Source organism: Nocardia sp. NPDC057227, assembly GCF_042669725.1.
Classification (GTDB): domain Bacteria; phylum Actinomycetota; class Actinomycetes; order Mycobacteriales; family Mycobacteriaceae; genus Nocardia; species Nocardia asteroides_A.
The window spans coordinates 128,858-143,920 of record NZ_JBHUXA010000016.1; the positions used below are offsets into that span (position 1 = coordinate 128,858).

At 71.9% G+C, this 15,063-nt stretch carries 16 protein-coding genes; 6 read left to right on the forward strand and 10 right to left on the reverse strand.

What is annotated here, in order from left to right:
* From ACFUJ1_RS22260 to ACFUJ1_RS22290, 7 genes are read right to left on the reverse strand one after another with little or no spacing between them, the layout of a single operon-like run.
* Entirely contained in the window at positions 1-1,191 is a 1,191-nt protein-coding gene (locus ACFUJ1_RS22260; protein ID WP_378648382.1) for an acyl-CoA dehydrogenase family protein, read from the reverse strand.
* The gene (locus tag ACFUJ1_RS22265) at positions 1,188-2,366 is read right to left on the reverse strand and encodes a CoA transferase (RefSeq protein WP_378648384.1); all 1,179 of its coding nucleotides are present in this window, start codon (positions 2,364-2,366) and stop codon (positions 1,188-1,190) included. Before ACFUJ1_RS22265 ends, ACFUJ1_RS22260 begins: the two co-directional genes overlap by 4 nt.
* Positions 2,363-2,815, reverse strand: coding sequence for a MaoC family dehydratase (locus tag ACFUJ1_RS22270; RefSeq protein ID WP_378648386.1), 453 nt, complete (start codon positions 2,813-2,815; stop codon positions 2,363-2,365). The genes ACFUJ1_RS22265 and ACFUJ1_RS22270 overlap by 4 nt, the downstream gene beginning before the upstream one ends.
* A 1-nt stretch (position 2,816) precedes the next feature.
* Positions 2,817-4,028 (reverse strand): acetyl-CoA C-acetyltransferase, encoded by a 1,212-nt coding sequence (locus tag ACFUJ1_RS22275; protein ID WP_378648388.1) that lies wholly within the window; start codon positions 4,026-4,028, stop codon positions 2,817-2,819.
* Complete coding sequence (locus ACFUJ1_RS22280) at positions 4,021-4,950, reverse strand: MaoC family dehydratase N-terminal domain-containing protein (RefSeq protein ID WP_378648391.1); 930 nt, start codon at positions 4,948-4,950, stop codon at positions 4,021-4,023. The genes ACFUJ1_RS22275 and ACFUJ1_RS22280 overlap by 8 nt, the downstream gene beginning before the upstream one ends.
* Positions 4,947-5,675: a 3-oxoacyl-ACP reductase FabG gene (gene fabG / locus ACFUJ1_RS22285; RefSeq protein ID WP_378648393.1), complete on the reverse strand. Its 729-nt coding sequence runs from the start codon at positions 5,673-5,675 to the stop codon at positions 4,947-4,949. The genes ACFUJ1_RS22280 and fabG overlap by 4 nt, the downstream gene beginning before the upstream one ends.
* Positions 5,676-5,685: 10 nt before the next feature.
* Complete coding sequence (locus tag ACFUJ1_RS22290; RefSeq protein WP_378648395.1) at positions 5,686-6,507, reverse strand: mycofactocin-coupled SDR family oxidoreductase; 822 nt, start codon at positions 6,505-6,507, stop codon at positions 5,686-5,688.
* A 174-nt stretch (positions 6,508-6,681) separates the two neighbouring features.
* Here ACFUJ1_RS22290 and ACFUJ1_RS22295 point away from each other — a divergent pair, with 174 nt between their 5' ends.
* From ACFUJ1_RS22295 to ACFUJ1_RS22320, 6 genes are all read left to right on the forward strand, one after another.
* The gene (locus ACFUJ1_RS22295) at positions 6,682-7,491 is read left to right on the forward strand and encodes an NAD(P)-dependent oxidoreductase (RefSeq protein ID WP_378648397.1); all 810 of its coding nucleotides are present in this window, start codon (positions 6,682-6,684) and stop codon (positions 7,489-7,491) included.
* Between the two features lie 23 nt (positions 7,492-7,514).
* A complete protein-coding gene (locus ACFUJ1_RS22300) occupies positions 7,515-8,996 on the forward strand; it encodes an aldehyde dehydrogenase family protein (protein WP_378648399.1) in 1,482 nt (493 codons plus the stop codon).
* Between the two features lie 25 nt (positions 8,997-9,021).
* Complete coding sequence (locus tag ACFUJ1_RS22305; RefSeq protein WP_378648401.1) at positions 9,022-10,674, forward strand: acyl-CoA synthetase; 1,653 nt, start codon at positions 9,022-9,024, stop codon at positions 10,672-10,674.
* Between the two features lie 19 nt (positions 10,675-10,693).
* Positions 10,694-11,320 carry a TetR/AcrR family transcriptional regulator gene (locus tag ACFUJ1_RS22310; protein ID WP_378648403.1) on the forward strand — a complete coding sequence of 209 codons (627 nt, stop codon included), beginning with the start codon at positions 10,694-10,696 and terminating at the stop codon, positions 11,318-11,320.
* Positions 11,321-11,348: 28 nt separating this feature from the next.
* On the forward strand, positions 11,349-12,200 hold the full coding sequence (locus ACFUJ1_RS22315; protein ID WP_378648405.1) for an SDR family oxidoreductase: 852 nt from the start codon (positions 11,349-11,351) through the stop codon (positions 12,198-12,200).
* 159 nt (positions 12,201-12,359) lie between these two features.
* Positions 12,360-12,791 carry a hypothetical protein gene (locus ACFUJ1_RS22320; protein WP_378648407.1) on the forward strand — a complete coding sequence of 144 codons (432 nt, stop codon included), beginning with the start codon at positions 12,360-12,362 and terminating at the stop codon, positions 12,789-12,791.
* A 4-nt stretch (positions 12,792-12,795) separates the two neighbouring features.
* Here the strand turns inward: ACFUJ1_RS22320 and ACFUJ1_RS22325 are convergent, their stop codons facing one another.
* The 3 genes from ACFUJ1_RS22325 to ACFUJ1_RS22335 are packed head-to-tail and all read right to left on the reverse strand — an operon-like array spanning position 12,796 to position 15,045.
* Positions 12,796-12,927, reverse strand: coding sequence for a hypothetical protein (locus ACFUJ1_RS22325; protein ID WP_378648409.1), 132 nt, complete (start codon positions 12,925-12,927; stop codon positions 12,796-12,798).
* A 48-nt stretch (positions 12,928-12,975) separates the two neighbouring features.
* A complete protein-coding gene (locus tag ACFUJ1_RS22330) occupies positions 12,976-13,809 on the reverse strand; it encodes a phosphotransferase enzyme family protein (protein ID WP_378648412.1) in 834 nt (277 codons plus the stop codon).
* 57 nt (positions 13,810-13,866) lie between these two features.
* The gene (locus ACFUJ1_RS22335; RefSeq protein WP_378648414.1) at positions 13,867-15,045 is read right to left on the reverse strand and encodes an acyl-CoA dehydrogenase family protein; all 1,179 of its coding nucleotides are present in this window, start codon (positions 15,043-15,045) and stop codon (positions 13,867-13,869) included.
* Between the last annotated feature and the right edge of the window lie 18 nt (positions 15,046-15,063).

Sequence of the window (15,063 nt, forward strand, 5' to 3'; positions counted from 1 at the left end):
TCAGAGCCGGTAGTCGGTGAGGACCCCGCGGGCGATGATCCGTTTCTGGATCTCGCTGGTTCCCTCGCCGATGAGCAGGAACGGCGCTTCGCGCATGAGCCGTTCGATCTCGTATTCGCTGGAGTAGCCGTATCCGCCGTGGATGCGGAACCCGGCCTGGGTGACCTCGTTGCAGAACTCGCTCGCGAGGTACTTGGCCATGCCGGCAGCGACGTCGCTGCGCTCCCCTGAGTCCTTGAGCCGGGCGGCGTTGACCATCATGAGGTGCGCGGCTTCGACCTTGGTCGCCATCTCGGCGAGTGCGAACTCGATGGCCTGGTGCTGGACGATGGGTTTGCCGAAGGCCGAGCGTTGCTGGGCGTAGCGTGCGCCGAGTTCGAAGGCGCGGATGGCGATGCCGCAGGCGCGGGCGGCGACATTGACCCGGCCGACTTCGATTCCGTCCATCATCTGCCGGAAGCCGCGGCCCGGCGCCTCGCCGAGCACGGTGTCGGCGGTGGTGCGGTATCCGTCGAGCAGCAGCTCGGTGGTGTCGATGCCCTTGTAGCCCATTTTGTGGATGCGGCCGGGGATGGTGAGCCCGGGGGCGATCTCGCCGAGTCCGGCGGGCTTCTCGATCAGGAACGCGGTGAGGTTGTCGTGCGGGCGCTCGGCGCCTTCGTCGGTGCGGACCAGCACCGCGACCAGGGTGGCTGTGGAGCCGTTGGTGAGCCACATCTTGCGGCCGTTCAGGGTGTAGCCGCCGTCGGCGTCGCGCGCTGCCTTGGTGCGGATGGCGGCGACGTCGGAGCCCAGTTCGGGCTCGGACATGGAGAAGGCGCCGCGGACCTCGCCGGTCGCCATTCGGGGCAGGAAGCGTTGCTTCTGGGCTTCCGTCCCGTGCCGCTGGAGCAGGTAGGCGACGATGAAGTGGGTGTTGATCACCCCGGAGACGCTCATCCAGCCACGCGCCAGCTCCTCCACGCACAGCGCGTAGGTGAGCAGCGATTCGCCGAGCCCACCGTATTCCTCGGGGATCATGAGCCCGAACAGCCCGAGCTGGGCCATGCGGTCGACGATGGCCTGGGGGTAGGTGTCGGTGTGCTCGAGTTCCTGGGCGACCGGGATGATCTCCTTGTCCACGAAGGTGCGGACGGTGGCGAGGATGTCGGTCTGAATGTCGGTCAGGCCGTGGGTCTGCGCGAGTTTCACGAAGGGTTCCGTTCCTGCAGCAGGGCTTCGGTGTCGGCGCCGAGCGCCGGCGCGGGGCGGGCGGGGGAGTGCGTGCCGTTCACCGTCATCGGGGAGCCGGGCGCGGGGAGGTCGCCGATGCCCGGCTGGTGCACGGTGGTGAAGAGCGGGTTTCCGGTGACCCGGGGGCTGTCGACCAGTTCCAGGAAGGTGCGGTAGCGGTCCCACAGGAGGGTGGTTCCGGCCAGGGCCGCTTCGATCTCGGGGCCGGTGCGCTCGCGGAACCAGGGGGTGAAGAGCCCGGTCAGCACGGCACGGTGCCGGTAGCGGTCGCCCTCGTCGGCGAAGTCGGCGTTCAGTGCTTTCGCCAGGGCGTCGACGGGGGCCTCGGTGCCGGTGAGGGTGACGAGATCGGTGAAGTGCCTTGCGGTGAGCGCGACCAGCATGAAGGTGGCGCCATCGGCGGCGGTGAACGGCGCGCCGTACTGACCGAAGATGGCATTGCCGATGCGTGGGCGGTCGGTGCGGTTCACCGCCGCTTCGGCGAGGAAGCCGAGGTGTCCGGCGATCGCCAGTGCTACGTTCTCCAGCGGGAGCACGATCCGGCTGCCCTCGCCGGTGGCATCCCGGTGGCGCACCGCGGCGGTGATGGCCAGCGCTGCGTAGAGCCCGCAGGCGACGTCCCAGGCGGGCAGGACGTGGTTGACCGGGCCGTCGTGGTCCGCGGGACCGGTGACGAGCGGGAATCCGGTGGCCGCGTTGACGGTGTAGTCGACGGCGGTGCCGCCGTCGGCCCGTCCGGTGATCTCCAGGTGGATGAGGTCCGTGCGGTGCGCCCGGAGCGCGTCGTACCCGTGCCAGGGCCGGGCGGCATTGGTGAGCACGATGCCGCTGCCCGCGGTGATCAGCCCGAGCACCGCGGCGCGGCCCTCCGGTGCGCGTAGATCGACGGTGACCGAGCGCTTGCCCTTGTTCAACCCGGCCCAGTACAGACTCTCGCCGTCGGCGGTGAGCGGCCAGCGCCGGTGGTCGGGGCCGCCGCCGAGCGGATCGATCCGGATCACCTCGGCACCGAGCTGAGCCAGGGTGAGCCCGGCCAGCGGGGCAGCGACGAAGCTGGAGATCTCCACGATCCGCAGCCCCGCCAGCGGGGCCGCGGCACTCCCGTCGTCGTCCCGTGGTCCGCCACCGCTCACAGCAGCACCAGGGTTCGGGTCTCCGCGACGCAGGCCGGTTTGGCGTTGCCCTCGTTCTCGACCGTCCAGCGGAAGGTGAGCATCACCCGTCCCTCCCCGGCCTCGACCTCGGTGACGACCGCCGACGCCCGGATGCGGGTTCCCGCCCGCACCGGCGCCGGGAAGCGGACGCTGTTGCTGCCGTAATTGATGCGCGCACTGCCGAATTGCAGCGAGAACAGGTCGCGCCCGAGCAGCGGCAGCAATGAGAGCGTGAGGTACCCATGCGCGATGGTGCCGCCGTACGGGCCGGTGGCCGCGCGGGCGGGGTCGACGTGGATCCACTGGTCGTCACCGGTGGCGGCGGCGAAGGTGTCGATCCGGTCCTGGTCGACGGTCAGCCACTCGCCGGGGCCGATGACCGTGCCGACGGCGCTGCGCAGCGTGTCGAGCGATCGGAAGACGCGCATGTCAGTTCACCTTCTCGAAGACGGCGGCGAGCCCCTGGCCGCCGCCGATGCACATGGTCTCCAGCCCGTACCGCAGATCGCGGCGGTGTAGTTCGCGGGCCAGGGTGGCCAGCATGCGAGTGCCGGTGGCGCCGACCGGGTGGCCGAGGGAGATGCCGGAGCCGTGCACGTTGACGCGCTCGAGGTCGGCCTCGCCGAACTCCCACTCGCGCAGCACCGCCAGCGCCTGGGCGGCGAAGGCCTCGTTCAGCTCGATCAGGTCGATATCGGTCAGGGTGAGGCCCAGTTGTGCGAGCGCGGCGTCGGTGGCGGGGACCGGGCCGATCCCCATCAGAGCGGGCTCGACCCCGGCCACCGCCCAGGAGGCGAGCCGCACCAGCGGCGTCAGGCCGAGGCGCTCGGCGGTGGCGCGGGTGGTGACCAGGCAGACCGCGGCGGCGTCGTTCTGGCCGCTCGAATTGCCCGGGGTCACCGTGGAGTCCGGGTCGATCTTCACCCGCACGGGCTTCAGCTTCGCCAGCGCTTCCAGGGTGGTGTCGGCGCGCGGGTGTTCGTCGGTGTCGACGAACGCCTCGCCGGAGCGGGTGCGGATCGGGGTGGGGATGATCTGCTCGGCGGCCGCGCCGGACTCGATGGCGGCTACGGCATTGCGGTGCGAGCGCAGCGCCAGCGCGTCCTGCTCGGTGCGCGCGATGGCGTACTTGCGGCGCAGGTTCTCGGCGGTCTCCAGCATGCCGCCGGGGACCGGGTGGGCTTTGCCGCCCGCGGTCTCCCGCGCGCGGACCAGCCCGTCGTGCATGGTGACGCCGCTGCGGGCGGCGCCCCACCGGATGTCGGTGGAGTAGAAGGGGACATTGCTCATGCTCTCCGCGCCGCCGGCGACCACCACCTCGTTGGCGCCGCTGCCGACCTGCAGCACCGCCTGGATCACCGACTGCAGCCCGGAGCCGCAGCGGCGGTCCAGCTGCATGCCGCCGACGGTTACCGGCAGCCCGGCGTCCAGGGCGACGACCCGGCCGAGTGCCGGTGCCTCGCTGTTCGGGTTGCAGTTGCCCAGGATCACGTCCTCGATCAGCTCCGGCGCCAGACCGGTGCGGTCGAGGAGCCCGCGCAGCGCGACCACGCCGAGTTCGGCGGCGGTGAGGGCGGCGAGGGCGCCGCCGTAGCGGCCGACGGGGGTGCGGACGGGTTCGCAGATGACGACATCACGCATGGGATTTCGGCTCCGGGGTCGGGAATTCGGCGGTGAGCGCCGAGTGGGTGATCGTGGCGTCGGTGGCGGTCGGCGCGGCGCTCGCGCCGGTGGCGACCAGTTCGACATTCGCGCCGCACGGTGCGTCCGCTTCGGTGCCGGGCGGGGTTTCGGGGGAGGTGCTGCGCAGCCGCACCTGGTCGCCGCAGAAGACGGGGGCGAGGTTGCGATGGCGCAGCAGCACCGGCGGGCAGGTGTGATCGACGCGCAGCGTCTCGGCCAGCGCCAGCGTCGTCAGCGGGCCGTGCACCACGAGCCCCCGATACCCCTCGACCTCGGTCGCGTAGGGCCGGTCGTAGTGGATGCGGTGCGCGTTCGCCGTGACGGCGCTGAACCGCATCAGCACGGTGGGATCGGTGCGCAGCTCCCAGTCGCCCGGTCCATGCCGCAGCAGCGGAACCCCGACCGGGTCGGCGGCAGGCGTGTCCGGGCCCGTACCGGCCGCCGCCGCCGCTTCCCGATAGATCAGATCCTGCCGCTCGCGCACGGCGACGACACCGTCCGGGCCGGTCAGCGTGATCTGCACGACGACGACCACCAGCTCGCCACTGCGCCCGCGCTTGAGCGTCACCGCGCTCACCGTGGCCTCGCGCCGGACCGTACTCCCCACCAGCAGCGGCGCCTCGAACGACACCTCGCCCCCGGCGAACATCCGCCGCGGCAGCTCGACCGGTGGCAGGAAACTGCCCCGCCGCGGATGCCCGTCCGGCCCGATTTCGGCGGCGGCGGGCCAGCGCGCCAGCGCGGCCCAGTGCCACAGCGGTGGCAGCGGGTCACCGGGGCCGACTGCGGGGGCGCCGGAGCCGAGCAGCGCGGTGAGCGCCGCCACGGGCCCCGGGTCCAGGTACTCCTCGGTGACGACGGTGTGCGGTTCCCAGCTCACATGAACCGCCCTCCGGTGACTTCCAGTGCGGTTCCGGTCATGTACGACGACAGGTCCGACGCCAGGAACAGCGCCACCCCGGCCACCTCCGCGGGCTCACCGGCCCGGCCCAGCGGGATCTCCGCCATCTTCTGATCCCAGACCTTCTCCGGCATGGCGGTGGTCATCGGGGTGCGGATGAGCCCGGGCTGGATGGCGTTGACCCGCACATTGAACCGGGCCACCTCCTTGGCGGCGGCCTTGGTGAGCCCGACGATCCCCGCCTTGGCGGCGGAGTAGTTGGTCTGCCCCGCCAGCCCGACCTTGCCCGACAGCGAGGAGAGGTTCACGATGCTGCCGCTCCCGCGCTCCCGCATGATCGCCGCCGCCAGCCGGGTACCGTGCCAGCTGCCCTTGAGGTGCACCGCGATGACCTGGTCGAACTGCTCCTCGGTCATGGTGCGCATGGTGGCGTCCCTGGTGATGCCCGCGTTGTTGACCATGATGTCGAGCGCGCCGAACTCGGTCACCGCGACGTCCAGCAGTGCGGCCACGTCCTCGGCGGAGGTGACGTCGCACCGCACCGCGCGGGCGACGTCGGCGCCGAGGCGCTCGGCGGCGTCACCGGGCTCGAGGTCGCCGACGACCACCGCGGCGCCGTGGCGCACGAATGTCTCGGCGATGGCGAAGCCGATGCCCTGGGCGCCGCCGGTGACGACGGCGACCCGGCCTGCGAGTAGCGACATGGGGGACCTTTCAGTATTGGGTGACGCCCTGGTCGACGGCGACGCTCGCCGCCGTCATGGCGCGGGATCGGTCCGAGGCCAGCCAGCAGACGGTCTCGGCGATGTCCTCGGGCTCGGCCACCCACAGTGGCAGGAACGGGGTGATCATGTGGCCCAGTTGTGGGTTGGTCTCGATGGCGCGGCCCAGCGCGGCGACCATGTCGCCGGTGCCCATCGGAGTGTTGACCGCACCCGGGTGCACGCTGTTGACCCGGATCCGGTGCTTGCCCAGCTCGGCCGCGAGCGCGCGGGCCATGCCGGTGACGGCGTGTTTGCTGGCGGTGTAGTGCACCATGAACGGCTGCATCTTGAGCCCGGCGGCGGAGCTGATCAGGATGATCGAGCCGCCGCGCTCGCCCGCGATGAGGTGCGGAGCACCGGCGCGCACGGTGTTCCAGACGCCGGTGACATTGATGTCGAGGGTGTCGCGGAAGGACTCGTCGGTGATCGCGTCCCAGGTCTCCGGGATGCTGATCCCCGCATTGGCGACGACGACATCCAACCGGCCCAGTTCGGCGACGCCCGCGTCGACGGCGGCCTTGAGCCGCGCCGCGTCGCGCACATCCACCGCCGAGGCCAGGATGCGGCGCCCGGTGGCCTCGACCAGGCGTACGGTCTCGGCCAGGTCGTCGGGGGTGGGGGAGTCGTAGGGCACGGCGGGCGGCAGCGGGCCGGCGATATCGATCGCGATGATGTCGGCGCCTTCGCCTGCCAGCCGCAGCGCGTGCGCCCTGCCCTGGCCGCGCGCGGCCCCGGTGATGAGAACGACCCTGCCCTCGAGCTCGCCCGCCATTGCACTCCTCGATCGGTTCCGCCGCGGGTGAGCCCCGTGCCGTTCTGTATATAGTAAGCACAACGGTAAAAACTCCGGAAGCGGTCCGCCGTGGGCTCGGCGGTGCTACGGTCTGTCTTACCGAAGGGTTATCCGTCCGCATCCTCGCGCGGGCGTCGCTGAAGGAGTGCGCGGATGTCGCAGATCGTCGGTTTCATCGGGGCGGGCCGGATGGGCAGGCCGATGGTGCGCCGGTTGCTCGATGCCGGGTACCGGGTGCGGGTCTTCGCCCGCCGCGACGAGGTGCGCGAGCGGGTCCGCGAGTGGGGTGCGGAGCTGGTGGCCACGCCCGCCGGGGTCGCGGCCGGCGCCGATGCGGTGATCACCTGCCTGTTCTCCGACGATCAGCTGATCGAGGTGCTCGGCGGGGACGACGGCGTGCTCGCCGCCGCCGGCCCCGGCGTCCCGGTGGTCTCGCACAGCACCGGCACCGTGGCCACGGTCACCGCGCTCGCCACCGCGTACCCCGGCCGGGGCGTGCTGCTCGACGGGCCGGTCAGCGGCACCGCCGACGATATCGCCGCCGGGCGGCTGACGGTGCTGCTCGGCGGGCCGGAGGAGACGATCGCCGCGGTGCTTCCGGTGCTCGTCGCCTACTCCGACCCGGTGATCACCACCGGCGCGCTCGGCACCGCGCTGAGCGTGAAGCTGGTGAACAATGCGCTGTTCGCCGCCAATGCCCAGCTCGTGGCGGCGGCGGTGCGGGTGGGCGAACAGCTCGGCACCTCGGGCGAGCAACTGCTGGCCGCGCTCGCCCGGTGCAGCGGGGAGAGCTACGCCGCCAATGCGGTGCGGGCCACCGGCGGGCTGCCGTCCTTCACCGCCAATGCCGCGCCCTTCCTGCGCAAGGACGTGGCCGCGTGCCTCTCGGCCGCCGGTGATCTCGGGGTCGACCTCGGTGAGCTGGCCTCCGTCATTCGCACCGGTCCGCTCGAACTCGCCTGACCCGTGCCGCGAAAGGTCCGACGATGAACCTCCCGCTGACCGAATCGGAGCCGGATGTGGCCCGCACCGGCGCCCGCGAGCTCCTGGAGCTGCAACGGGCCGCCTTCCTGCGCGAGGGGCCGCCGTCGGCGGCGGTCCGGCGCGAGCGGATCGATCGGCTGACCGCCATGGTGCTCGACAATGCCGATGCCTACGTCGAGGCGCTGGTCGCCGACTACGGCACCCGCTCGCCCACCGGCATCCGCTTCGCGGAGATCGTCGGCATGCTGTCGGTGCTCGAGCACACCCGGTCGCACGTCCGGAGCTGGATGCGGTCGCGCAATCCGAGCCCGGCCGCGCGGCTGCTCGGCATTCGCGCCGAGGTGCAGCCGACCCCGCTCGGCGTGGTCGGCATCGTCGGGCCGTGGAACTTCCCGCTCAACCTGGTCGCGCTGCCCGCCGCCGCCGCCTTCGCCGCGGGCAACCGGGTGATGATCAAGATGTCGGAGGTCACCGCGCACACCGCCGAGCTCACCGCCCGGCTGGCGGCCGAGTACTTCGACCCGGCCGAGCTGGCCGTGGTCACCGGCGGGCCCGACGTCGCCGCCGCCTTCACCGAACTCCCCTTCGACCACCTGTTCTTCACCGGCTCGCCCCGGGTGGGGCAGCTGGTGGCGCTGGCCGCCGCACGGAATCTGGTGCCGGTCACGCTGGAACTGGGCGGCAAGAACCCCGTCGTGGTCGGCCGCGCCGCCGATATCGGCAGGGCGGCGCGGCGGATCGCGCGGGCCAGGATGGTCAACGGCGGCCAGGTCTGCGTCTGCCCCGACTACGTCTTCGTGCCGGAGGAGCACTTCGCCGAGTTCACCACCGCGCTGCGCACCGATTTGCGCGCGCTCTACCCGGCCATCCAGGACGACGCCGACTACACCGCGAGCGTGGACCGCGCCAACTACGACCGCGTGCTCGGCCTCATCGACGACGCCCGCACCCGCGGCGCCGAGGTCGAATCGCTGGCCCCGCCGCACGAGCCGGAGGCCGACCCGGTCACCCGCAAGATTGCGCCCACCCTGATCACCGGCGTCACCGACGACATGCGGGTGGCGCAGGAGGAGGTCTTCGGTCCGGTGCTCGCGCTGCGGCCCTACCGTGCGCTGGCCGAGGTGACCGACTACGTCGCCGCCCGGCACGCGCCGCTGGTCGCGTACTGGTTCGGCCCCGACGACGCCGAATTCCGGACCTTCGTCCGGCACACCCGCAGCGGCGGGGTCGCGCGCAACGACTTCGCCGTGCACATGTTCCCCAGCGACGCGCCCTTCGGCGGCGTCGGCCACAGCGGCATGGGCGCCTACCACGGCAAGGCGGGCTTCGACACCTTCAGCCACCACCGCACCGTGGCAGGCTCCGCGCTGCCGTTCGCGGTGACCGCGCTGGCCGCGCCGCCGTTCACGCCGTTCCTGCGCTATGGCGTCGGCCTGGCGCTGCGCGCCGCCGCCTTCCGCGCCCGCCGCCGGCTCGGCCGGTGAGCTCCCCGACCTCGAGGAGACAGCAGTGTCCCGCTCCGTGACGACCGAGTTCACCCTCGTGCACACCGCCGACGTGGTGGCCGCCCAGATCCCCGACCGCGAGCTGGTGGTGCACGGCGACCGCCGCTACACGTACGCGCAGATCGCCGAGCGTTCCCGGCGGCTCGCCGCCTTCCTGCACGCGCAGGGGCTCGGCTGCCACCGCGAGCGCGGCGAGCTCGCCGGACACGAGGTCGGGCAGGACCTGGCCGGGATCTACGCCTACAACGGCCCCGAGTTCGTCGAGGGCATCGTCGGCGCGCTGCGCGCCAGGGTGGCGCCGTTCAATGTCAACTACCGCTACGTGCGCGACGAACTGCGGTACCTGATCGGCGGTTCCGGCGCCACCGCCCTGATCTACCACGCCGCCTTCGCGCCCCGGCTGGCCGAGGTGCTGCCCGAGCTACCGCACCTGCGGGTGCTCGTCCAGATCGCTGACGGCTCCGGCAATGCCCTGCTGGACGGCGCGGTCGACTACGAGAGCGCCCTCGCCGCCGCCGATCCGGACGCGCTGCCGGTGGAGCCGACGCCGGACGATCTGTACGTGCTCTACACCGGTGGCACCACCGGCATGCCCAAGGGTGTGCTCTGGCGCCAGCACGACCTGTTCGTCGCCGCCTGCGGCGGGCGGGACATGAACACCGGCGCGGTCGTCGAGTCCTACGACATCATCGCCGAGCGGGTCGCGGCGAACCCCGGCTTGAAGCTGATGATCCTGCCGCCGCTCATCCACGGTGCCGCGCAGTGGGCGGCGCTGACCGCCTTGAGTTCGGGCCAGACCGTGGTGTTCCCGCCGACTGTCGAGCGCATCGACGCCGACGAGGTGGTGCGCACCATCGAGCGCGAGCGGGTCGCGGTGGTCACCCTGGTCGGCGACGCCATGGCCAGGCCGCTGCTCGCGGCGATCGAATCCGGTATCGCCGATGTCTCCTCGCTGGTGGCGATCGGCAACGGCGGCGCGGTGCTGAGCCCGGCGCTCAAGGAGCGGCTGCTCGCCGCCAAGCCGGGGCTGGTGATCATCGACGGTGTTGGCTCGTCCGAGGGCGGTGCGCAGATGTCCCGGATCTCCGCCGCCGGCGTGCCTTCCGCAGGAACTTTCACCGCGGGCCCGCACACCCGGGTGGTCGCCGAGGATCTCGGCTCGGTGCTCGAGCCGGGGCACGAGGGGATCGGCTGGCTGGCCCAGCGCGGCTATGCGCCGCTCGGCTACAAGGGTGACGCCGACAAGACCGCCGCGACCTTCCCGGTCATCGACGGCACCCGCTTCTCGCTGCCCGGCGACCGGGCCAGGCACCTCGCCGGTGGCGGGATCGAGCTACTCGGGCGGGACTCGATGACCATCAATACCGGGGGCGAGAAGGTCTTCGCCGAGGAGGTCGAGATCGCCCTGGGGTCACACCCCGCGGTCGCCGATGTGATCGTGGTCGGCAGGCGGAGTCAGCACTGGGGGCAGGAGGTGGTCGCGGTGGTCGCGCTCGCCGACGGCGCCACCGCCACCCCCGAGGAGCTCACCGCGCACGCCGGGCAGAGCCTGGCCAGGTACAAGCTGCCCAAGGCCGTGGTGTTCCGGCCCGCGCTCACCCGCAGTCCGGCCGGTAAGCCCGACTACCGCTGGGCGCGGGAGCAGGTGGCCGGGTAGCGGCTTCTAGGGTGGGCCCATGGCGGGAACCAAGGGCGGCAGGCCGCGCAGCGACCGGGCACATCTGGCGATCCTCGAGGCCACGCGCGACTTGGTGTCGGAGCGGGGGTACGAGGGCGTCACCATCGAGGCGATCGCGGCCGCGGCAGGCGTGGGCAGGCAGACCGTCTACCGCTGGTGGTCGTCCAAGGCCGCCGTGGTGACCGAGGCGGTGACCACGGGCGTCCTCGCGCCCGAGGCCGCCGCGCCCGCCGACACCGGCGACGTCCTGCGCGATGTGCGGACCTGGTGGTCGGAGAACCAGCAGGCTGCCCGCGATCCCGAGCTGGCGGCCATGCTGCGCGGGCTCGCGGCCGCCGCGGCGGAGAGCACCACCGACGCCGAACGGCTGTACGAGCGCATCACCGGGCCGCTGGAGCGGGCGCTGGTCGCCCGCCTGGACACCGCTGTGCGGGCCGGTCAGCTCCGCCCCGATGCCGAGATCGCCGCCGCCGCCGAGGCGCTCATCGCGACGCTGCTCTACCGGCTGCTCACCACCGCCGAGCGCGAGCCGGGGGCCGGGCTGGTCGACATGCTGCTGAGCGGCATGCTCGCGGCACCTTCCGCTGACGCGGCCGAGCGGGTAGCGTCCGATAACGAGACATAGTGTCTCGAAACTGAGGAAAGGCGGCGTCATGGTCGACGCAGAGGCGAACCGGGTCGCGATCGTCACCGGTGGAGCGGGTGGCATGGGGGTCGCCACGGCGGCGATTCTCGGCCGGGAGCAGACGGTGGTTCTCGCCGACGTCCGGGCGGAGCGGCTCGAGTCCGCGGTCGCCGGGCTGACCGAGCGGGGAATCACCGTGGTGCCGGTGACCTGCGATGTCACCGATGTCGCCGCGGTCGAGCGACTCTTCGAGACGGCGGCGGGGCTCGGGGAGCTCGGCGCGGTGGTGCACACCGCGGGGGTGAGCCCGAGCATGGGCGACGCCGCGTTCGTACTGCGCGTCAACGCACTCGGCACGCTGCTCGTCGGCGAGACCTTCCACCGGGTCGCGGGGGCGGGCGCCGCGATCGTGAACGTGGCCTCGATGGCCGCGCACATGCTGCCCCCCGAAGCCGTTCCGGCGCAGCATTTCCCGGTGGCGCTCCAGGACAGCGCGGCCTTTCTCGCCGAGCTGGAGGCGGTCTGCGGAGTCGTCCCCGAGGAGGCGCGCTCCGGCTACGCCTATGCCGTCGGCAAGAGCTTCGTGCGGTGGTACACCGCCTCCCAGGCCGAGCGCTTCAACAGCCGCGGCCAGCGCATCGTCTCGGTCTCGCCCGGTTCGATCGACACCGAGATGGGGCGGCTGGAGGCCGAGGCGGGCGCCGGTGCGATGGTCGCCGACTTCGCGGTGCCCCGGTGGGGTACGGCCGAGGAGATGGCGGAGCTGCTCGCCTTTTGCGTCAGCGCGAAGGCCGGTTACCTCACGGGGACCGACATCCTCTCCGACGGTGGAGTAATCGCCTCCATGCACGAGCGGGCCCGGGTCGCGGCCGAAGGGTAGTCGCCGGCACCCACGTGTCACAGCGCGCTCCATTGCCATGCCTTCGGTCAGTGACCGCGTAGGCCGACAACGCCGCGGCCCGCGCGGGTTGCGGAAGTCGTGGCCGACTCCGGCCGCCTGCGCGCGATCGCCGTCGCTTGATCGAGCGCGGCATCGTCGGTGGCCGATGACCGCTCGCTCAGGTCGCCGACGGGGCCACTTGCCGGGCGCGTCGACGAACTGCCCGAGGTCGTCGAGACCCGGCTCGTACCCGTCGGTGGTGTCCACGGTCATCTGCGCGACGTCCATGCTCACCGGTACGAAGGACGCGGCCGTGCGTGTTCCGGCGGTGATCTCGGCGAGCAGGCCCGCGTCGTCGTGGGCGCGCCGGTGCGGATTGTGCTCGACGCGGTGGGCTGTGCGGTCGTGGAGCACCTGCTGTGGGGCGTTGCAGTGGATAGACATGCCCTGCTTGATCTCGTCGCGGATGATCGCCGGAATCCCGACCCGCTCGGCCAGGGCGTGGGCAAGAGTCGACTTGCCCGAGCCGGCGGGGCCGCTGATGACGGTGATCACCGGGTGCTGCGCGAAAGTGGGCATGCGGGATTGTGACAGGTCATCTATCGTCACCTGTCCGGTAGGCGATGAAGCCGGGCTGCCGGGTCAGGGTCTGGTAGTCGGCCGGATGCGTGTGGGCCATCTCCGGGTGGTGCCAGAAGCGGTCGGTGGAGTGATCGCCTTCATGCACGAGCAATTCCGGTTCGCGGCCTCAGGACAGGCATGACAATCGCCTGTGTCACAGCGCGCGCCATTCCCATGGCCTCGGGACGCGACCGCGCAGGCAGGCGATGCGGTGCCGCACCTCGTCCGCTGCCGCCCGGTCGCGGTGGGCCAGGCCGATCGCGAAGGTGGCCCAGCGCAACTCCTGGATGTCGGCGAAGGTCCGGAACTCCGGCGTCGAGGTCAGATCGAAGCCGCCGTACCCGGCGACGAAACTGCGGTAGTCGGCGGCGTCGAGGCGCGTGAAGTCGGTGTGGTCGACCGCGAGTTGCACGAGATCCCATTCGGGTCGCCCGCGGGAGACCTTGTCGAGGTCGAGGAAGATCGGGGTGCCGTCGGCGGGTACGACCAGGTTGCCCTGCCAGGCGTCGCCGTGGATCACCGTGATCCGCGCCGGCGGCGGAAGTTGGTCGTACCGTCGCCGCAATGTCGTGTGGTGCTGAATCAGCCACGTCCGATCGTTGTCTCCAAGGGCGTCGGCCGCGGTGGTCCGGTCGTGGAGCCCGGTGAACGGTTCGTATTCCGGCAGTTCGAAGGTGGTCGGCGGGTTCAGGGCGTGCAGGCGGGCGAGTGCCCCGCCGAGTTCGGCGGGGGTCGCTGGGCGGTGGTCGGGAATCAGGTGCCACCAGGTGACAGGGCGGTCCTCGACAACGATCGGCTGCGGCAGCGTTGTCACCGCAGCGACGGCGGGGATCCCGGAGGCATGGAGCCATCGAGAGACCCGCAGTTCATGGTCAGCGGCATCCACGCTGAAGGATCGTCCGATCCGGGCAACGATCCCGCCGCTCAGTTCGAAAACGGCGTTGGCGCCGTCGCGGAGCAGGGTCGCGGCGGATGCGTCGAGGCCCACCTGCGCGGCGGCACGCTCGAGAATGTCGATGGGCGTCCGGCTCAGGGTGTGCTCCGATCAGCGGGCGCGCTGGGCCGCGCGCACCAGCCCGCCGCCGATGATCAACCGCTGGATCTCGCTGGTGCCCTCGTAGAGCCGCAGCAGCCGGACGTCGCGGTAGATGCGCTCCACGGTGACGTCGCGCATGTAGCCGGTGCCGCCGTGCACCTGGACCGCCAGATCCGCCACCTGCCCGGCCATCTCGGTGCAGTACAGCTTGGCGACCGAGGGCGCGATCCGCCGGTCCTCCTCGCTGACCCACTGCCTGGCGGCGTCACGGACGAGTGCGCGCCCGGCCATCACCCCGGTCTGCATATCCGCGAGCATCGCCTGTACCAGCTGGAATTCGCCGATGGCGGTACCGCCCTGGGTGGCACCGGCGGCGTAGGCGACCGACTCGTCGAGCGCGCGCTGCGCGGCCCCGACGGCCAGCGCCGCGATGTGCACCCGCCCGCGGGCGAGCGAGCTCATGGCCGCCCGGTAGCCGATGTCCTCGCTGCCGCCGACCAGCGCGTCGTCGGCCACGCGGACGTCCTGGAACCGCACCTCGGCGGTCCAGGCGCCCTCCTGGCCCATCTTGCGGTCCTTCGGGCCGACCTGCACGCCGGGGGTGCCGGCCGGGACCAGGAACACCGCGATCCCGGCGCCGTCCGCGTCGGCCGGGCGGGTGCGCGCGAAGACGACGAAGAGGTCGGCGACCGGGGCGTTGGTGATGAACCGCTTCTGCCCGTCGATGACCCAGCCGTCGCCGTCGCGGGTGGCGGTGGTGCGCAGCGCCGCCGGGTTCGAGCCGGCGCCCTCCTCGGTGAGCGCGAACGAGGCGACCACCCGCCCGGCGGCGATATCGGCCAGCCACCGCTGCTTCTGCTGCTCGGTGCCGTAGCCGACGAGCACCTGCCCGGCGATGCCGTTGTTGGTGCCGAACAGCGAGCGCAGCGCGAGCGTGGTGTAGCCGAACTCCAGCGCCAGCTCGACGTCCTGCGCCAGGTTCAGGCCGAGCCCGCCCCACTCCGGGGGCAGCGCGTAGCCGAAGAGCCCCATGGCCTTGGCCTGCTCGACGATGTCGTCCGGCACCCGGTCGTTCCCGGCGATCTCCCGCTCGCGGGGCAGCACCACCTCCCGGACGAACTTGCGGGTCTGCGCGACGACCTCGCGGAACTCGTCCTCGGTCACCGCGTCTCCGGACGCACTCGTCATGGCCGTTCCTCCTGGTCT

Bases quoted from the DNA above. Each gene is read 5' to 3' on its own strand.
- ACFUJ1_RS22270 (WP_378648386.1), bottom strand. From the start codon at position 2,815: ATGCGCGTCTTCCGATCGCTCGACACGCTGCGCAGCGCCGTCGGCACG.
- ACFUJ1_RS22275 (WP_378648388.1), bottom strand. From the start codon at position 4,028: ATGCGTGATGTCGTCATCTGCGAACCCGTCCGCACCCCCGTCGGCCGC.
- fabG (WP_378648393.1), bottom strand. From the start codon at position 5,675: ATGTCGCTACTCGCAGGCCGGGTCGCCGTCGTCACCGGCGGCGCCCAG.
- ACFUJ1_RS22290 (WP_378648395.1), bottom strand. From the start codon at position 6,507: ATGGCGGGCGAGCTCGAGGGCAGGGTCGTTCTCATCACCGGGGCCGCG.
- ACFUJ1_RS22295 (WP_378648397.1), top strand. From the start codon at position 6,682: ATGTCGCAGATCGTCGGTTTCATCGGGGCGGGCCGGATGGGCAGGCCG.
- ACFUJ1_RS22300 (WP_378648399.1), top strand. From the start codon at position 7,515: ATGAACCTCCCGCTGACCGAATCGGAGCCGGATGTGGCCCGCACCGGC.
- ACFUJ1_RS22310 (WP_378648403.1), top strand. From the start codon at position 10,694: ATGGCGGGAACCAAGGGCGGCAGGCCGCGCAGCGACCGGGCACATCTG.
- ACFUJ1_RS22315 (WP_378648405.1), top strand. From the start codon at position 11,349: ATGGTCGACGCAGAGGCGAACCGGGTCGCGATCGTCACCGGTGGAGCG.
- ACFUJ1_RS22335 (WP_378648414.1), bottom strand. From the start codon at position 15,045: ATGACGAGTGCGTCCGGAGACGCGGTGACCGAGGACGAGTTCCGCGAG.